At 45.3% G+C, this 18,532-nt stretch carries 16 protein-coding genes; 3 read left to right on the forward strand and 13 right to left on the reverse strand.

The window, feature by feature from the left end; all coding sequences use genetic code 11:
• Nucleotides 1–4: 4 nt before the first annotated feature.
• The 3 genes from yihI to KIT90_RS14460 form a co-directional block, all read right to left on the reverse strand.
• On the reverse strand, nucleotides 5–547 hold the full coding sequence (yihI, locus tag KIT90_RS14450; RefSeq protein WP_132698475.1) for a Der GTPase-activating protein YihI: 543 nt from the start codon (nucleotides 545–547) through the stop codon (nucleotides 5–7).
• Nucleotides 547–1,185: a class I SAM-dependent methyltransferase gene (locus KIT90_RS14455; protein WP_285377250.1), complete on the reverse strand. Its 639-nt coding sequence runs from the start codon at nucleotides 1,183–1,185 to the stop codon at nucleotides 547–549. Before KIT90_RS14455 ends, yihI begins: the two co-directional genes overlap by 1 nt.
• Before the next feature lie 792 nt (nucleotides 1,186–1,977).
• The gene (locus tag KIT90_RS14460; RefSeq protein WP_005430024.1) at nucleotides 1,978–2,595 is read right to left on the reverse strand and encodes a cytochrome c; all 618 of its coding nucleotides are present in this window, start codon (nucleotides 2,593–2,595) and stop codon (nucleotides 1,978–1,980) included.
• 159 nt (nucleotides 2,596–2,754) lie between these two features.
• Here KIT90_RS14460 and yihA point away from each other — a divergent pair, with 159 nt between their 5' ends.
• Nucleotides 2,755–3,414 (forward strand): ribosome biogenesis GTP-binding protein YihA/YsxC, encoded by a 660-nt coding sequence (gene yihA / locus KIT90_RS14465; RefSeq protein ID WP_009707987.1) that lies wholly within the window; start codon nucleotides 2,755–2,757, stop codon nucleotides 3,412–3,414.
• A gap of 757 nt (nucleotides 3,415–4,171) precedes the next feature.
• Here yihA and polA read toward each other — a convergent pair.
• From polA to hemB, 3 genes are all read right to left on the reverse strand, one after another.
• Nucleotides 4,172–6,964 carry a DNA polymerase I gene (gene polA / locus KIT90_RS14470; RefSeq protein WP_285377251.1) on the reverse strand — a complete coding sequence of 931 codons (2,793 nt, stop codon included), beginning with the start codon at nucleotides 6,962–6,964 and terminating at the stop codon, nucleotides 4,172–4,174.
• A gap of 620 nt (nucleotides 6,965–7,584) precedes the next feature.
• On the reverse strand, nucleotides 7,585–8,019 hold the full coding sequence (locus tag KIT90_RS14475; RefSeq protein ID WP_020195457.1) for a GNAT family N-acetyltransferase: 435 nt from the start codon (nucleotides 8,017–8,019) through the stop codon (nucleotides 7,585–7,587).
• A gap of 125 nt (nucleotides 8,020–8,144) precedes the next feature.
• Nucleotides 8,145–9,206 (reverse strand): porphobilinogen synthase, encoded by a 1,062-nt coding sequence (gene hemB / locus KIT90_RS14480; RefSeq protein WP_009707990.1) that lies wholly within the window; start codon nucleotides 9,204–9,206, stop codon nucleotides 8,145–8,147.
• A gap of 186 nt (nucleotides 9,207–9,392) precedes the next feature.
• On the opposite strand from hemB, the gene KIT90_RS14485 reads away from it, so the two are divergent.
• On the forward strand, nucleotides 9,393–10,157 hold the full coding sequence (locus tag KIT90_RS14485; RefSeq protein ID WP_285377253.1) for a TatD family hydrolase: 765 nt from the start codon (nucleotides 9,393–9,395) through the stop codon (nucleotides 10,155–10,157).
• Between the two features lie 1,055 nt (nucleotides 10,158–11,212).
• On the opposite strand, the gene tatC is transcribed toward KIT90_RS14485, so the two are convergent.
• From tatC to rmuC, 7 genes are all read right to left on the reverse strand, one after another.
• Complete coding sequence (tatC, locus tag KIT90_RS14490; RefSeq protein ID WP_005434551.1) at nucleotides 11,213–11,965, reverse strand: twin-arginine translocase subunit TatC; 753 nt, start codon at nucleotides 11,963–11,965, stop codon at nucleotides 11,213–11,215.
• Between the two features lie 68 nt (nucleotides 11,966–12,033).
• Nucleotides 12,034–12,432, reverse strand: a complete 399-nt coding sequence (gene tatB / locus KIT90_RS14495; RefSeq protein ID WP_005529020.1) for a Sec-independent protein translocase protein TatB — start codon at nucleotides 12,430–12,432, stop codon at nucleotides 12,034–12,036.
• A gap of 3 nt (nucleotides 12,433–12,435) precedes the next feature.
• Entirely contained in the window at nucleotides 12,436–12,684 is a 249-nt protein-coding gene (gene tatA, locus KIT90_RS14500; RefSeq protein ID WP_005429959.1) for a Sec-independent protein translocase subunit TatA, read from the reverse strand.
• A gap of 48 nt (nucleotides 12,685–12,732) precedes the next feature.
• On the reverse strand, nucleotides 12,733–14,367 hold the full coding sequence (gene ubiB / locus KIT90_RS14505) for a ubiquinone biosynthesis regulatory protein kinase UbiB (protein WP_005434553.1): 1,635 nt from the start codon (nucleotides 14,365–14,367) through the stop codon (nucleotides 12,733–12,735).
• On the reverse strand, nucleotides 14,364–14,999 hold the full coding sequence (locus KIT90_RS14510) for an SCP2 domain-containing protein (RefSeq protein ID WP_020195460.1): 636 nt from the start codon (nucleotides 14,997–14,999) through the stop codon (nucleotides 14,364–14,366). The genes ubiB and KIT90_RS14510 overlap by 4 nt, the downstream gene beginning before the upstream one ends.
• 11 nt (nucleotides 15,000–15,010) lie before the next feature.
• Complete coding sequence (gene ubiE / locus KIT90_RS14515; protein WP_005434558.1) at nucleotides 15,011–15,790, reverse strand: bifunctional demethylmenaquinone methyltransferase/2-methoxy-6-polyprenyl-1,4-benzoquinol methylase UbiE; 780 nt, start codon at nucleotides 15,788–15,790, stop codon at nucleotides 15,011–15,013.
• Nucleotides 15,791–15,868: 78 nt separating this feature from the next.
• Entirely contained in the window at nucleotides 15,869–17,401 is a 1,533-nt protein-coding gene (rmuC, locus tag KIT90_RS14520) for a DNA recombination protein RmuC (RefSeq protein ID WP_285377256.1), read from the reverse strand.
• 169 nt (nucleotides 17,402–17,570) lie between these two features.
• Here rmuC and KIT90_RS14525 point away from each other — a divergent pair, with 169 nt between their 5' ends.
• Nucleotides 17,571–18,479 (forward strand): DMT family transporter, encoded by a 909-nt coding sequence (locus KIT90_RS14525; RefSeq protein ID WP_285377258.1) that lies wholly within the window; start codon nucleotides 17,571–17,573, stop codon nucleotides 18,477–18,479.
• Nucleotides 18,480–18,532: the final 53 nt, after the last annotated feature.

The raw sequence follows: 18,532 nt of genomic DNA on the forward strand, positions 1-18,532 counted from the left end.
TTACTTATCCTTTGTAATCGTCGAAGTTGATGTCATCGAAGTCTGCTAGTAGGTCATCGTCGTTACGAGTACCTTTAGCAGCAGGAGCGGTAAAGTCTTCCTCTTCTTCCGGCTCAAGCAGACCCAGTTGGTCCATCAGTCTTTCGATACGATCTAGCTTCTCATCTACGTATTTTTGTAGACCTGTGCCTAGGTTCTCACCCGCTTCAATGCGATCCAACAATACGTTCAATTGCGCATCGTTTTCTAGCATCTCTAGCTCTTGTGCAGCTGATAGACGACGCTCTTGCTTCGTTTGCTTCTTCACAGGCTCAACGATCAGAGGAATCTTCTTCTTGCTACCTAAACGCGGATCGCGATTTTGTGCAGCAGATTGCTTCTTCTGTTCGTTTGCTTCTGAGTTACGGTTACCGGTCTTCAAGCCTTTACGCTTTTTAGCGCGCTTGCGCAGACGGCCTTGAACGTCAGATTCTGTACGGTTACGAGTTACAACAAACTCAGGTGCGCCAGCGGCACCTGGCTTTCTAGATTTTTTACTACGGCTCATTACTGGGCTTTCCTCAGTAAAATTACATCATTACCAATAAATTCGAGTTCGAGCTTATCCCGCTCAGCTAGGAACTGGAACGTTTCACGGCTAAAGAACACCACATGAGTTGGATCGTTCTTGTAGTGCCATGATTGAAAGGCTTCAACATCGATGACCATTTTCGTCATCAGGCCTATCCAGCCACCTGGCTTAACTAAATTCAACCATTGCTTCCACACCATATCAGGGTGGTAGAGGTGTTCGATCACCTCTGTTGCTGTCATGAAGTCATACTGCCTTTCTAGCACCGATGTATCAGGGTGATAGTAAAGATCATACAACGCCATGTTGTGCCCCGCCTCTTCTAACATTAATGAAAGCGTTGGGCCTGGACCACAACCAAAGTCGATTCCGTTCGATTGTGGTGAAATTCGCTCTGCGATTGGGTCAGCAATTCGCGACAAAAAATGTCGATATCCCATATCTTCGGGATTGTTCTCATGCAGATCATAGTGAGCTTTTTCAGTTTCCGCATCCAAACGTTGGTCTGGATTGGCGAACACCAAACTGCACTGCTCACACTGAAGATACTCGCGTCGCTTGTCTTCAAAAAAGTGGTGAGTGCGCTGATTCTGGCATAAAGGACAGGTGTGCATGCTGACTTCCTCAAACAGGGATGCGAAACATACCAGAAAGTGGACACAGATTGGAGTGTTGTTGGATACTTTTTCAGCAGTTTTTGTTAAAAAACTTTGATTGGCAAAAATGAATATAAAAAAAGCGACAGTGAGACTGTCGCTTTCTGAATGCCACCAATAAGTGGCGAAACTGTGTTGCACACATCTGGTGCACCAAGAATCCTTTTGTTTTTCGAGCTTTCCCTGCCAAAAAGTGTTGTTCTTCATCGTCCTGATGAGTTTTGGCTATCCTTTCACTTCCTGTTGACTGAGCTACTTCCTGAAGCCTGATCCGTTTCGCTGTCTTAACCGTTAGACTAGATGACCATCCATATCTGATAGGCTCCTTGCCTATCTAAGTCCCTTTTCCGACTACCAAACGTCCTTCGTTTGCGTCCTTGGAGACCTTATATCCATGGTCTAAATTCCTGTGATTCACTCCTTGTGAACAGCTTCTACTTTACGGATTGGATAAAAACCAACAAGTCATTGAAAGAAATTATTGATAGGTTTTTTCCCAAAAAAATAATTAACTACTTTTATCAATAACTTAAAAACAAAAGAGAGAAATAGTATCGACCAAGTATGGCAAATGTCTCACAAAGCACCGAGCTAACTATCTCTTCATACCCAAAAACCATGTGTGATTGATATCACTAATAAATAGCTATTAAGAAAATAAGGCCGTGATTAAGTAAGGTCACTAACAAAAATGCCCCAGCGAAAACGCTAGGGCATAGTTGTGTAACTGTGCTCGAACTTTGTAGGGGTTTAGTGCAGACCGCCAACGTATTTCGACAGAACTTCGATGTCTTCGTCTGTCATTTTCTTCGCGATGTCACGCATCATGGCATTCATGTCGTTACCACGGTTACCATCACGGAACTTCTCTAGCTGAGCTTTGATGTAGTCAGAGTGCTGACCAGAAATTTTAGGGAAACCTGAAAGCTCAGTGCCGTTACCACGAGGGCCGTGACATGCGATACATGCGGTTAGACCGCGCTCTGCATCACCAGCGGTGTACAGTACTTTACCTTTCTCAACAACGTCTTCTGGTGTTGAGCTCTCTGAGATTGGTAGAGAGGCGTAGTATGCAGACAGATCAGCGATATCTTCATCGCTCAGTGGCATTGCCATACCACTCATTACAGGGTCGTAACGACCTTGTTTACCACCACTAGTCATACCTAGTTTTAGATCTTTTAACTGCTTCTCAAGATACTTAGCGTGTTGGCCTGCAAGTTTCGGGTACATTGCGATTGCACTGTTACCGTCCGCTCCGTGACAGGCGACACAAGTTTGTGATTTTGCTTTACCAGCTTCAATATTACCTTGGGCCCATACTGAGCAACTGGCTAAAAGACTCAAAATTAGCGCTAATTTCTTCATGACATTCCATTATAATTATCAAGCTTCCAGTACCACGGAATGTGAACATACCGCGTACACTCATGGTACAATAGGCGACCTTATGCCGAGCACGGTTATTTTACACAATTTCACAAAAAAGTAATCAATCGACTACACAAAGTCGAGATGGAGTTAACAGTGAGCGTAAAAATTCATTACCAAAACACGCATTTCATCACCAGCGCACCCGATATTCGTCACTTACCTGAGGACGAAGGTGTCGAAATTGCGTTTGCAGGACGCTCAAACGCTGGTAAATCGAGTGCACTTAACCGTCTTACTAACCAAAAAAGCTTAGCGAAGACATCAAAGACCCCAGGTCGCACTCAATTGATCAACCTTTTCAAAGTGGAAGAAGGTTGTCACATTGTCGATTTGCCAGGATACGGCTTCGCTCAAGTACCGATTGAGATGAAGAACAAGTGGCAAAAATCATTAGGTGAATACCTACAGAAACGCGAGTGCCTAAAAGGCTTGGTGGTTCTGATGGATATCCGTCACCCAATGAAAGATCTCGACCAGCAAATGATTTTCTGGGCGATCGACAGCCGCATCCCTGTTCAAGTTCTTCTGACTAAAGCAGACAAACTGAAAAGCGGTGCTCGCAAACAAACGCTACTGAAAATCCGCAAACAAGTAGAAACTTTTGGTGGTGACGTATCGGTTGATGTGTTCTCTTCACTAAAAGGTCTAGGCGTAGATCAGCTACGTGCCAAACTCGACACATGGTTTGCACCAGCATTTGCGCACTTGCTTGAAGAAGACGAGCAAGACGCTCACGAGAGCGGCGAAGAATAATTAACAAAATTTGTTAAATTTTTTCGACACAGCCCTGCCTTTTGGTGGGGCTTTTGTTTATTCGTCATCCAAAACCGTGAATTTCAGGCAATAAAAATCCCCACCTTCCTGGCAGGGATAACGGGAGAGAAAAATTGGTAATTATTGTTATGTGGCGAAGCATTACTGAACTGAGATTCGATTTCAATAGGTTAAAAAGCAATCTTATTTCCTGCCCACCGACAAATAGTTACTCCCACATCTCTCAATAGCTTTAATATTCAGATAGTTAAGTTAAATAAAGCATCAAAAAGACGTAACTTAGTTTCTTTCAAGAAAAAATAATAGTGTGACTGGCGTAAATTTACAGGATGAATAACGCAATAAATTTGAAGGAAAAATCGAGATTTTGCAGTGACTTAGAGAGGTCAAAAGAGAAGATTTTTGAGGGTTTAGTTTAACTTACTGATCTAAAATAAAAATTTTCTTTCGCCCAATAAAAAACGCCCCAGTCAAAAACTGACTGGGGCGGCTGAATCAGCCTAATCCAATAACGTGAAACAAAAGGTCTGAAAGATAGAACATCTTACCTCTGTACCCTACGAGAGATAATGTACAACAATTGGTCAGATTTGCAAAGAACTTTTGTAGTTTTTTTTCATGAAAGTTTTATTAAGCAACATTAAATCTCAGATGTGATTTGCTTTTTTAATGACACAAAAAAGCCAGCGTTTGTGCGCTGGCTCATACTAAATAGGCTAAATTGGCTTAAAAATGACTAGTGTGCTTGATCCCAGTTGTCACCGTGACCCGCTTCCGCCACTAGAGGCACTTTCAGTTCTGCTGCAGATTCCATCAAATTCTGTACTTTACTTTCAATTTCGGACAAAGACGACTCTTCAACTTCAAATACCAGTTCATCGTGTACTTGCATCAGAAGTTTCACTCGACCGTTGCCTTCTTCTTGAATCCATTGATCAACCAGTAACATTGCTTTCTTGATGATGTCCGCAGCGGTGCCTTGCATCGGTGCGTTGATCGCTGCGCGTTCTGCCGCTTTACGACGCATACCGTTACGAGATTGAATTTCAGGAAGGTGCAAGCGACGACCAAAGATGGTCTCGACGAAGCCTTGCTCTGAAGCCGCACTGCGCGTGTCTTCCATGTACTGCATCACGCCAGGATAGCGCTCGAAGTACTTGTCCATGTAGGCTTGTGCTTCACCACGAGGAATACCCAGCTGCTTCGCCAAACCAAACGCACTCATGCCATAGATTAGACCGAAGTTAACCGCTTTCGCACGGCGACGTTGCTCACTTGAAACGTCTTCAATAGAAACGCCCATGATTTCTGCTGCGGTTGCCGCGTGGATATCTTTGCCGTCACGGAACGCATCAAGCAGTGCTTGGTCACCTGATAGGTGCGCCATAATACGTAATTCAATCTGAGAGTAGTCGACTGCCAGAATCTTATAACCCGTAGGTGCAACGAATGCCTGACGAATACGACGACCTTCTTCATTACGAATTGGGATGTTCTGCAAGTTAGGATCGGTTGAAGATAGACGACCCGTTGCGGTCACTGCTTGGTGGTAAGAAGTATGCACACGACCCGTTGATGGGTTGATCATCTTCGGTAGTTTGTCGGTGTACGTTGATTTTAGCTTCGCCAGACCACGGTATTCCAAAATCAGTTTTGGTAGTGGGTAATCCAGAGCCAGCTCTTGCAGCACTTCTTCATTAGTAGAAGGTGTGCCTGATGGCGTCTTCTTGATAACTGGTAGACCCATTTTTTCAAACAGAAGTGCTTGCAGTTGCTTCGGAGAATTCATGTTGAACTCTTGTTCTGCAATTTCATAAGCTTTCTGCTCAAGCTCATCTAGACGTGCGGCGATCTCTACCGACTGCGCGCTAAGCTTCATGTCATCAATCAATACACCAGTACGTTCAATGCGAGACAGCACTGGCACAAGTGGCATTTCGATCTCTTCGTATACGGTTTTTAGCTTTTCATCTTGCTCGATGTTAGCAAACAAACGGTTATGTAGACGAAGCGTCACGTCCGCATCTTCTGCAGCATATGGTGAGGCTTCATCCAGATCGATTTGGTTGAAGGTCAGCTGGTTCTTACCTTTACCTGCGATTTGCTCGAATGAAATACAGCTGTGCTGTAGGAAGCGTAGTGCCAAGCTGTCCATATCATGTTTGCCGCCTACACTGTTGTAGACGTAAGACGCCAACATGGTGTCGTGCTTGATGCCTTTCATCTCAATGCCGTAGCGAGCCAGCACAGACGCATCGTATTTTAGGTTTTGACCGACTTTAGCCTGAGCATCATCTTCAAGAATCGGCTTCAGCTGTTCCAGTACCCAATCACGATCCAGCTGCTGAGGCGCATCTAGGTAGTCGTGAGCCACTGGTACATAAGCAGCAATGCCTTCGTCAGTTGCAAATGATAGACCGACTAAGTTTGCCACCATGTAATCTAGGCTGTCGGTTTCGGTATCAAACGCAAATAATTCAGACGCTTTTAGTTTGTCTAACCAAGCATTAAATGAAGTTTCATCTAGGATGGTTTCGTACTGGCTACGGTCGATTTTTACTGCTGAGGTGTCCATATCTGCTTTAGATGAAGCAGAACCTCCACGCGCTGCGCCGGTTGATTCATCCGCTTCAACTACACCTGTACCGCCTTCTAATAGCTCATTCAACCAAGACTTAAACGTCAACTGACCGTACAGTTTGATCAGTTCATCTGTGCTTGGTTCTGCTTTTAGCAATGATTCTGGCGTCTCTTCCAGCTCCACATCCAGCTTGATGGTCGCTAGCTCGTAAGACAGCATTGCGTTGTCTTTGTTGTCTACTAGCTTCTTCGCCATGGTTTTTGAACCACGGAAGCCAAGCGCAGCGATATCGTCGAGGTTTTCATACAACTTTGTCAGGCCGCCAATGCCTTGTAGCAAAGCAGTTGCTGTTTTATCACCCACACCCGGAACGCCAGGAATGTTATCGACTTTATCGCCCATCAACGCGAGGTAGTCGATGATCAATTCTGGTGGGATACCAAACTTCTCAACCACGCCTTCGCGATCCATCACGACGTTCGTCATGGTGTTGATCAACGTAACGTTGTCATCCACCAACTGCGCCATATCTTTATCGCCAGTACTGATCAAAACAGGCATGCCTTGTTGCGATGCTTGATAAGCCAGAGTGCCAATCACGTCATCGGCTTCTACGCCTGGAATACAGATCAATGGCAGGCCCATCGCACGAATAACGTTATGCAGAGGTTCAATCTGGCAACGAAGATCGTCCGGCATTGGTGGACGATTCGCTTTGTATTCCGGGTACATATCGTCACGGAAGGTTTTACCCTTCGCATCGAAAACCACTGCGATACGATCGGAAGCAAACTGACGCATCATGCTGCGTAACATGTTCACTACACCGTAAACTGCGTTAGTTGGAATTTCACCGTTACTCATCGTGCCTGGGTAAGCGTGAAAAGCGCGATATAGGTAAGAAGAGCCGTCGATCAGAATCAACGGATTTTCAGGAATACTTGCCATAATTGTCTGTATCCAAATCAGTACTTAATAGATCTGCTTAGAATGCCATGACTGCTGATCCGAATCTATCTTGTTCGCTCGATCGAGGTCGCGGAAATTTTCCGATGTTATTCACGAAATTTGCACCTTCTTGTGGATAACTCTGTTTATAGAAATTATCCACTGGTTATCCAACGGAAATAAAACCTTCAAATCACAACCATAAGATACTGTTATTAAAGAAAATAAATACCAACAGGTGAGAAGATCAACGATCCTAAAATGATCATGACATGTGGAAAAGTTGCCAAGAGAGGCGTCAATTAGAAATCTCAGAAAAGAAAAAAGCGACCCAATTGGGTCGCCTAGCAGAAGTGGTGAAGCTATTTCCATTTGTATGGCAGCTTTACCAAGAAGCTATAAATTACACTGGAAGCAATGTGAGCAATGTCGTGTCAAAAAGAATTCGTGCAAGTTCTGGGGAAAATGTTTCATTACCTTCTCAACACTCAGTTAATAAACCGCAGTTAATTAGCAATTCAACGTCCTTGTGAACTTTCCTCATTCCCTAAGACAGGTTTAATAATAATGATTCTCATTTAACAGTCAACACCTAAATGAGAAAATATCTCATTTATTTTTTATAGTGCCTTAATGAAGTGCACACGAGACTCACGTAGGTTCGGTTTTTCTTCAAACTTTTCAATGATGTATTCATTTCTTAGCAACAAGCGAAGCATGGCTGGAAATTGGTTACGAGATTTCACTTTTAACGTTTTGTAGCCTTGCTCAGCGACCCAATCTTCTTGTGCTTCCAATAACATCTGCGCCACACCTTCATTGCGCGCTTCTGGGGCCACGCCACCAAACCAGCTGTAGAAGGTGTAATCATCTAATTCGTAGCCAATTTTAAAACCAAGGATCGCCCCTGCTTTCTCAGCCACTAAGATTAGGCTCTTATTCTCTCCAAGGCGCTCCGCCATGGATTCAACCGTCTCACCACGTGCAAACTCAGTAACACGAGCCACCACTTGGATCGCTTCTTCCAGCGTGCCTTCACGAATCAGCATTGTCATTGTCTTACTCTCCAGAAATAAATATACCCAAGTAACTTCAAGCCGTGTGTATTCCGTCTTGAGGTTACTTGGGTATATTCAGACCGACAACAATTGTCGGTCTGGTTTTTCTCATTGAGCGATAATTACTCGTCTGTCGCTTCTTGAGTCTTTACTAGGTGCTCTGCAGTTTGTGCGTTTTCTTCCGCTAACCACTCTGCTACATCTTTCGCGAAGTAAGTCAGGATGCCATCCGCACCGGCACGTTTGAAGCAAAGCAGAGATTCCATCACGGTCTCACGCTCTTTCAGCCAGCCATTCATGATGGCTGCTTTATGCATCGCGTACTCACCAGAAACTTGGTAAGCGAACGTTGGAACTTGAAGCTCAGTCTTAACACGACGAACCACATCAAGGTAAGGCATACCTGGCTTAACCATCACCATGTCTGCGCCTTCATTGATATCAAGAGCGACTTCATGTAGCGCTTCATCTGTGTTCGCTGGGTCCATTTGGTAGTTTTTCTTGTTGCCGCCTTTTAGGTTCGCTGATGAACCAACTGCATCACGGAATGGACCGTAGTAGTTTGATGCGTACTTCGCAGAGTAAGCCATAATTTGAGTATGGATGTGACCCGCTTCTTCTAGCGCTTCACGGATTTTGCCGATACGACCATCCATCATGTCTGATGGTGCAACCACGTCTGCGCCCGCTTCTGCGTGAGACAGCGCTTGTTTTACAAGTACTTCGGTTGTCTCATCATTCATCACGTAGCCATCTTCATCGATGATGCCATCTTGGCCGTGAGTCGTGAACGGGTCGAGTGCCACATCTGTGATCACACCGATTTGAGGCACGTGCTCTTTTAATGCACGTACTGCGCGCTGAACCAAACCTTCAGGGTTGTAAGCTTCAGCAGCACATAAGCTTTTAGCGTCTTGATTTACGACAGGGAAAAGCGCGATTGCTGGTACGCCTAGGTTTGCTAGGTATTGTGCTTCTTCTAGCATTAAATCAATCGACAAACGTTCTACACCCGGCATCGATTCAACACTTTCACGACGATCTTTACCCATCAGAATGAACATTGGGTAAATTAAATCGTTTACTGAAACTTGGTTTTCAGCCATCAGACGACGACTAAAATCGTGCTTACGCATACGACGCATACGGCGTGCAGGGAATGGACCTTGAATTGATACAGACACCACTTTCTCCTTGTCTGGAAGGTTACGATGATCAAATCATCTGGTGGCAAAATCATATCACTCTTGATGCACCTTGCGAGCAGCAATATGGAAAAACGGCATGAAAAAAACCGAAAATGACCCCGCACTCACACTCAAGTATACTTCTCACTAATTCCATACACCGATGAACCATAGAGACCAATCATGATCGATACTCACGCTCATATTTACGCTAGCGAATTTGATAACGACCGCGACGAGGTAGTGAAGCGCGCTTTAGAACAAGGCATTGATAGAATTCTGCTGCCAAACATCGATCTTGAGTCTATTGAGCCGATGCTAAAAACTGAAGCAGCTTATCCTGAGGTCTGTCGTTCGATGATGGGTCTACATCCGTGTTACGTTGATGGCAATGTCGAGCAAACACTGGAAATCATCCGCGGCTGGTTTGAAAAGCATAACTTCATTGCAGTGGGTGAAATCGGTATCGACCTGTACTGGGATAAAACTTTCCGCGCAGAACAAGAGATGGCGTTTGTGACTCAGTTAAACTGGGCAAAAGAGATGAATTTACCTGTCGTTATCCACACTCGTGACTCAATTGAAGAAACGCTGACTTTACTTCGTCAAGAACAAGACGGCAGCTTGCGTGGTGTATTCCACTGTTTTGGTGGCAGTGTAGAAGAAGCGCAAGCAATCAATGAACTAGGCTTCCACTTAGGTCTGGGTGGTGTCTCTACATTTAAAAATGGTGGTATGGATAAGGTTATCCCACATCTGGACATGAATTGGGTGATTCTAGAAACAGACTGCCCTTACCTTGCGCCAGTACCGCATCGTGGGAAACGTAACGAACCAGCTTACACTTCTTTAGTAGCGGCGCGCGTGGCAGAACTGCGTGGGGAAAGCCTTGAAGTGATTGATACTCTAACGACCAAAAACGCAGAAATGCTGTTTAACTTAGACTAAGATCTGCACTTATATAAGTTACAATCAAACATTCTCTTATATTTCATAGCATTATATTTGAAAGTATAAATAACGTGCTATTGAGATGTAACTCCTGCCCTTCTTAAAATATTGCCCACACATTCGACAAGGTGGGCAATCGATGAATACTTGCCAACATGGTATTTACTTAAAACGTCAAAAACGCACCCTACTGCAAAAGCTTATGGGTATCAAAGAGCTCTACGTGTGCACTAAATGCGGATATATCATTAAAGTGAAGTAACAACGAGACAATGGTTCAGAATTGTTATGTAAATTAGTGACAAACAAGACACTTACACAAAAACATAATGAACATCGCATACGTTAAGAGAGAGTCTTAACAAATTCCTCAGTCTCGTAAACAAGACAAAATCTTTACCTATACTTGCTCACGCATACTCATAAAAATGAATATGGAAGTCATATAATGTGTGAACATGGAATCTACCTAAAACGTCGGCAACGAACTTTTCTAGAAAAAATCTTAGGCATTAAGGAAGTATATGTCTGCTCTAAATGTGGGCATGTCCTTAAGCTGAGATAATTGGCTCTGTCCAATCCAACCGCAATAAGGCGGCTCTTCATGGGTCGCCTTTCCCGCTCCCTCACACCTTCAATAATTACAAGTCGTTACACAGTCAAACTCACTCCACCTAACAACCTTTAAACTCTTTTCAAACGTGCACCATACTTCCACTCAAGTTAATTAGAACTTTATTCTGTTAAATGTGACCGTATTGATTTGGTAGATAACCTACTGAGTCGCATATAGAAGCCCCATTTAACATTGGAACTAACATCACATAAAGTCTCCCAAATAAACAACAATAAAAATAGGGATATGTATGTGCAAACATGGGGGTTACTTACAACGTCGTCAACGCAGGCTTTGGGAGAAGTTAATGGGGATTAAAGAGGTGTATGTTTGCTCACGATGTGGATACATAAAGCGCGTGAGATAACTTGGCTAGGTTTTGAAAATACAAAAAAAGCGGCTAACAAAGCCGCTTTTCTATAGTACGAAGCAAAGGTTACTCTTCAGCTTCCGTCTCTTCTGCTTCGTCTTTACGGGTGTAGAAACGAGCGAAGAACAAACCCACCTCAAACAGCAAACACATAGGGATTGCCAGTAGGGTCTGAGAGATCATGTCTGGTGGTGTCAGTAACATACCGACAATAAACGCACACACGATAATGTATGGACGTTTCTCTTTCAGATCTTGTGGTGTTGTTGCGCCAGTCCAACATAGCAAGATAATCGCCACTGGTACTTCAAACGCGATACCAAACGCCATAAACAGCGCCAGCACAAAGTCGAGGTAACTCGAGATGTCGGTTGCGAACTCTACCCCACCAAGAGAGATAGCGGTAAAGAAACCAAACACCAGTGGGAATACCACGAAGTAAGCAAATGCCACACCGCAGTAAAACAACAATGAGCTAGAGAACAGCAATGGCATGATCAATCTACGTTCATGCTTGTACAAACCTGGCGCGACAAAGGCCCATACTTGGTACAAGATAAACGGCACCGCAATAAACACCGAAGCAATCAAGGTTAGCTTCAAAGGCGTGAAAAACGGTGAAGCCACATCGGTTGCGATCATCGTTGCACCTTCAGGTAGGCGTTCTACCAAAGGCGCTGAAACAAACTCATAAATGTGGTTAGAGAAGTAAATTAGTCCAACAAACACCACCAATACTGCAGCAATGGCTTTGAGCAGTCGGTTGCGAAGTTCTAATAAATGACTAATTAAAGGTTGTGTCTGCTCGACGGTAGACATGGCAAACCTCTTTTTTAAAACCTGATCAAAAAGGAGCTACCAATCACTAGTAGCTCCTCCTAATGAGACTATTCGGCTTTCTTATCTGCCGCTGTAACCTTAATCTCTTCCGCTTTCTCAACGGTTTCAGTCGCAGGTGCCTCTTGTTTTGACTCCGCTTCTGATTTGGTTGGTTCCGCGTAAGGGCGGTTTACAGATTGCGCCGCTTTCTTCAATTCTTCGACCGAAGATTTCAGCTCAGGAGACAGATCATCCATCCCCATTTGCTCAGCTTTGCGCAAGTTTTCTTGCAGTTCTTGAACTTTCAGCTCGTGTGACAACTCGTCTTTGACGCTATTTGCCATACTCTTCGCTGCTCCGACAAAACGAGAGACACTGCGGATGGCATGTGGCAAACGCTCTGGACCAAGAACAACCAGACCAACAACAGATATTAATACCAGTTCCCAAAAACCGATATCAAACACGTTTTACGCCTGCTCTTTGTCTTTTTTCGATTCAGGAGCTGCTTCTTTCTTTTGCTGCTCTTCTAGACTTTTTGGCTCGAAGTCTGCGTCTTTGTCGTCTTTCTTCGCAGGCTCATCTTCGCTCATTGCTTTTTTGAAGCCCTTAACGGCACCACCCAGATCGCCACCGATACCGCGTAGTTTCTTAGTTCCGAATAGCAATACAACAATTACAGCAATGATTAGAAGTTGCCAAACACTGATACCACCCATTCTTTTTACCTCGGGTCTTTAAACAAAATTATTTCAAGAGTTTAACGTCTATCGACGATAAGCTCGCCAACTAAGCAACCAAAATGTGACCCCTGCGATACCGCTAGCGATCGATAGCTGCTCATAAGCGTTATCCACCAATATTGCCGAGCATACGACTAAAGTGGCTCCAACGCCAAATAAAAACTTTCCTGTCGCCTGCTGACGCTTGCTGTGACGGTAACCTTGGTAAAGCTGATCCATGCGTTGATTCATGGCTTTACCTTGTTTAAGGCTATCGTAAAGCAGCTCCGGCAGTTCCGGTAACTTTTCTGCCCAAAACGGCGCACGGTCTTTAATGGCATTCACTAAAGCTTGTGGACCGACTTGGTTCATCATCCATTCTTCAAGGAAAGGTTTCGCGGTCTCCCACAAATCTAGTTGCGGGTACAACTGGCGACCCAGTCCTTCGACGTACAACAGCGTTTTTTGTAGCAATACAAGCTGCGGCTGCACTTCCATATTGAATCGACGCGCAGTGTTGAACAGGTTCAACAGTACGTGACCGAAAGAGATTTCACACAGTGGTTTAGCAAAAATTGGCTCACACACAATGCGAATCGCAAATTCAAATTCATCGACATTGGTATCGGCAGGTACCCACCCCGAATCAACGTGCAATTCCGCTACGCGGCGGTAGTCACGATTGAAGAAAGCGAGGAAGTTTTCCGCCAGATAGCGTTTGTCTTCACTATTAAGTGTACCAACGATCCCGCAATCCAGCCCAATCCACATCGGATTCTCTGGATGCTCCGGTTTAACGAACACGTTGCCCGGGTGCATGTCGGCATGGAAAAAGCTGTCTCGAAACACCTGAGTGAAGAACACACTCACACCGCGTTCCGCGAGCAATTTCATATTGGTGCCATTCGCTTCCAAGCCTTCAATATCAGAGACTTGGATGCCATATATTCGCTCAGAAACCATGACAGTTTCATTACTAAAGTCAGGAAAAACTTCTGGTACGTAAAGCTCTTCACTGCCTTCGAAGTTGCGACGCAGTTGAATCGCGTTCGCCGCTTCACGACGCAAATCGAGTTCATCAAGTAAGGTTTTTTCGTACTCGCGAACCACTTCAACTGGTTTTAAACGACGTGCTTCAGGCATCGCTCCGGCGACTATACGCGCCATTCGGTGCATCAGTTTTAGATCTGAATCAATGACCGGACGAATATCTGGACGGATGACCTTTAATACCACTTCTTGGTTAGTGTCTTTTAATCGAGCCGTATGCACCTGAGCAATCGACGCAGACGCTAACGGTTTGATATCAAATTCAGTAAACCAGTTTTCTAATGGACCGCCCAGAGCGAGTTCCATTTGTTCTTTCGCTAACTGCCCATCAAATGGCGCAACTTGGTCTTGCAAAAGCGCAAGAGGATCAGCGATATGCGGAGGGAAAAGGTCACGGCGAGTCGACATCATCTGACCGAACTTAATCCAAACTGGACCAAGTTCTTGCAGAGCGAGACGAAGGCGTTCACCCAGAGGTTTTTCTGGGTGCTTGTTCTTCATCCAGAATAAGCTTTTGCGCATCAAAAGCGGCGCTTTGGTCAGTTGATGATCAGGCAACAACTCATCCAAGCCGTATTCCAGCTGAACTTTAATGATGTGGTATAAGCGCTTTATTTCTGCTGGCGTCATGAGTTCTCCAGCGCAGGCTTATCCGAATCGAACTTTTTTAGTAATGCGTTTAGACGTGCTTCAACGCGAGAAGCTTGGCTACGAACGTCATCCACTTGGTCACAGAAGTGGGCAATTTCTAGCGGTGCTGGCGCCAGTTTCCACTCTTCTGTTACCACTTGAGCAAGATGACGCTGGTGTTTTTCTGCTTGAGAAGCAAAGAAACCGCCGACGTTTTTGGTGCCTTGCACAAAAGTATGTGCCACGACATCACCTGTCACGCGAGACAGCCACTCTTCAATATCTGGCTTGCAATCCACCATCAATTGAGAGAATTTCTGTGCCAATTGGATGTCACCTTCAAGCTCAAGCTTGTCTTGTTTGATAAGGCGAGTGATGTTGGCTTGATCGCGCAACTCAGGCAGTACGCTTAGATTCAGCGACAGATAACAATCTGGCTGACCTTCGTAATTACCCAAAACATCAATTTGCTGGCTAAAGATGAACGTCAGTGTCTTATTGATTTCTTTCAGGTGAATTTGAATCACCTGACCTTTAAGACGTGACAAACGACGACCCAATTCAGGATCGTCTTTAATCAGCGTATTTAGTGTCGTTTCAATAACGGCAGTGATAAGAGGTTCAAATGGCATACCGCTTATCCTTAGAATTTGTAGCCGCGGTGCAGCGCCACAATACCACCCGTAAGGTTGTAGTATTTGGTGTTTTCGAAGCCCGCTTCTTTCATCATGCCTTCCAGCGTGTCTTGGTCTGGGTGCATGCGGATAGATTCAGCTAGGTAACGGTAGCTGTCTGCGTCGTTCGCTACTAGCTCACCCATTTTTGGCAATAGGTGGAATGAGTACGCGTCGTACACTTTTGATAGCGGGTCTAGGATTGGTTTTGAGAACTCAAGCACCAACAAACGACCACCTGGCTTCAACACGCGGAACATCGAGCGCAGCGCTTTGTCTTTATCGGTGACGTTACGTAGACAGAAGCTAATCGTGATCACGTCAAAGTAATCATCTGGGAACGGCAGTTCTTCTGCGTTCGCTTGAACGTAATGTACGTTACCAACAATGCCGTTGTCGCGTAGTTTGTCACGACCCACATTTAGCATTGAGTTGTTGATGTCCGCTAGGATCACGTGACCTTGGTCGCCAACAATGCGCGAGAATTTCGCCGTCAGGTCGCCAGTACCACCACCTAGGTCAAGAACACGTTGTCCCGGACGAGCGCCACTGCAATCAATAGTAAAACGCTTCCAAAGGCGATGAACGCCACCTGACATCAAGTCATTCATGATGTCGTATTTTGCTGCCACTGAGTGGAAAACTTCGGCAACTTTGGTCACTTTTTCGTCTTTTGCCACTGTGGTAAAACCAAAGTGGGTAGTGTCGTTATCTAACGCTGTATTTGATTGCACACTTGTGTCCGTCATTCTGATTCCTCTTGGGCAGCACTTTCTCACTACGGGGCGGTTGATAACAAATAGGGTCGCCCACTGTACTGCGGGCGATTAGTTTACTTTATCCTCAGCCGGATGTCTTTCTACTAAAGAAGCATTTTCCGAAAATGACTCACTCTGCGCCAACTGAGCAAGATCTGGCGAGATTGGACGTTTTACTTCCACTCCTAGTTGCTTGAAGCTTTCCGCCTGACGGATCACGTTGCCACGCCCTGTGGCCAGTTTATTCATTGCCCCTTGGTACGTTTGGTTAGCTTTATCTAATGCGCCGCCCAGTCCTTCCATGTCGTCAATGAACAAGCGGAGTTTGTCGTACAGCTTCGCCGCTCGTTCCGCGATCAATTGGGCGTTTTCGTTTTGGCGTTCGTTACGCCACAAGTTATCTACCGTACGTAGCGCCACCAGCAAAGTGGTAGGGCTGACCAAAATAATGTTTTGTTCCATCGCATCTTTAACCAAGCTTGGGTCGGCTTGAATCGCAACTTGGAATGCAGGCTCCACCGGAATAAACATCAACACATAATCTAAGCTCTGGATGCCTTTTAACTGGTGGTAATCCTTAAGGCTCAAGCCTTTGATGTGGGCGCGCAGCGCGGCTAGGTGATCGCTCAGCGCCTGCTCTCGTTGAATGTCGTTCTCTGCGTTGAAGTAGCGCTCGTACGCCACCAGCGCCATTTTCGAATCGACCACCACTTGTTTGTTTTGCGGTAAGTGAACTATCACATCCGGCTGATAGCGTTTGCCTGCTTCGTTTTGCAAGCTCACCTGAGTTAGGTACTCGTGTCCTTCACGCAAACCAGATTCTGCCAATACACGAGCCAGAACCACTTCACCCCAGTTGCCCTGCTGCTTGTTGTCACCTTTCAGAGCTTGAGTCAGATTGACTGCTTCTCGGGTCATGTGTTCGTTCAAGCGTTGCAGGTTCTTCAACTCATGCACCAAGGTGTGACGCTCTTTGGCTTCTTGGCTAAAGCTGTCGTTGACTTGCTTTTTGAACCCTTCTAACTGCTCTTTGAGTGGAGACAGCAAACCTTCCAAACTCTGACGGTTTTGCATGTCGACTTTGGCGGTTTTCTCTTCAAATAACTGATTCGCTAAGTGTTCAAATTGCTGCTTCAAACGCACTTCTGCTTGCTCAAGAATTTGCAGCTTTTCGGCATTGGCTTGGGTAATTTGCTCGTGACGCGCTTGCTGCTCACCAAGTTGGGTTTCAAGACGCGATTTGTGCTCTCGCATCTGCCCTAGCTCATCAAAATACTGCTGACGCTCTTGCTTCACCGCTTCGAAATAGCGCAATTTTTCCATCGCCGCCATCAATTTGCCGTGAGTTTGGCGCACTTCGAATGCCGCTTTATCGCGCTCGTCATCAAGCTCATCCAATTCTTGCTGTGCTTCAGCGAGACTTTGCTTCACCTGTTCAAGTTGTTGTTGATGAAGCTGTTTTTCAGAGGAGAGCTGTTGTTCGAGCAATTGAGTTTGCGTGGCAAAGCGTTGTTTAACCCACCAACCCACTGCAACACCGCTGATGGTCGCGGTAAAAAGAGAAGACAGAATGAGAGATTGATGCTCAAGAATCCATTGCATAATAGCGAGTTAGCCTGTGTTTTTTATCTTTAATAATGGTATTTACATACTGGATAAATGTCCAGTTTGTTGGATGAAAAATCCTCGCATACACTAGGCGCTCCGTACAACATACTCACACCTGCTCAAACCAACAACGATGAGCGGTACATCATCACACAGAGGCATCATGAACGAGCGTCGCGCCCTAGGATTTGGGCTATCAGCGGTATTACTTTGGTCAACAGTAGCGACCGCATTTAAATTGACTTTGGCGGAATTCTCACCGATTCAGATGCTGACCATGGCGAGTATTGTCTCGGCTATCGCACTTATCGTGGTATGTGGCGTGCAGGGCAAGTTGAATCAGCTTAGTTCGACGTTTCTTGCCAATCCTTGGTACTACTTACTGCTCGGATTAATTAACCCGCTGGCGTACTACCTTATCTTGTTTAAAGCATACGACTTATTGCCAGCATCCCAAGCGCAGGCTATCAACTACAGTTGGGCGATCACGCTCACCTTGATGGCGGCGGTTTTCTTGGGTCAGAAGATCCGCAATAAAGACTGGATTGCTTGTGGCTTTAGTTACTTGGGTGTCATCGTAATTGCCACCAAAGGCAACGTGCTCGGACTGGAATTCGAAAGTCCGCTTGGTGTGGGATTAGCGCTACTTTCAACACTACTTTGGGCAAGTTACTGGATTCTCAACACCAAAAACAAAGCCGATCCAGTGGTGGGCGTGCTATTGGGCTTTCTGGTTGCGATTCCGTTTGCGATTGGTTTAAGCATTTATGAAGGCGCAGACTGGAGCCAAATCACCGCGAAAGGTTGGGCTGCAGTGACTTATGTTGGCCTGTTTGAGATGGGTGTGACCTTCGTGTTGTGGCTAACGGCACTCAAGCTCACCGAGAACACCGCACGCATCAGCAACCTGATTTTCGCTTCACCATTCATCTCGCTCATGCTGCTTGCCACCATCATTGGTGAAGAGATTCACCCATCCACTTTGATTGGGTTAGTGCTGATCATCAGCGGCTTGGTGATTCAACAAGTGAAGTTCGGCAAAAAGCAAAAACAGACGAATACCGCTCAATGATGACGTCCGAAACTATTGCAAAAATGAGACACGATTTATAAAAAAGAGAGCTA

Origin of the sequence: Vibrio sp. B172a (assembly GCF_030248355.1) — a bacterium.
GTDB lineage: Bacteria > Pseudomonadota > Gammaproteobacteria > Enterobacterales > Vibrionaceae > Vibrio > Vibrio owensii.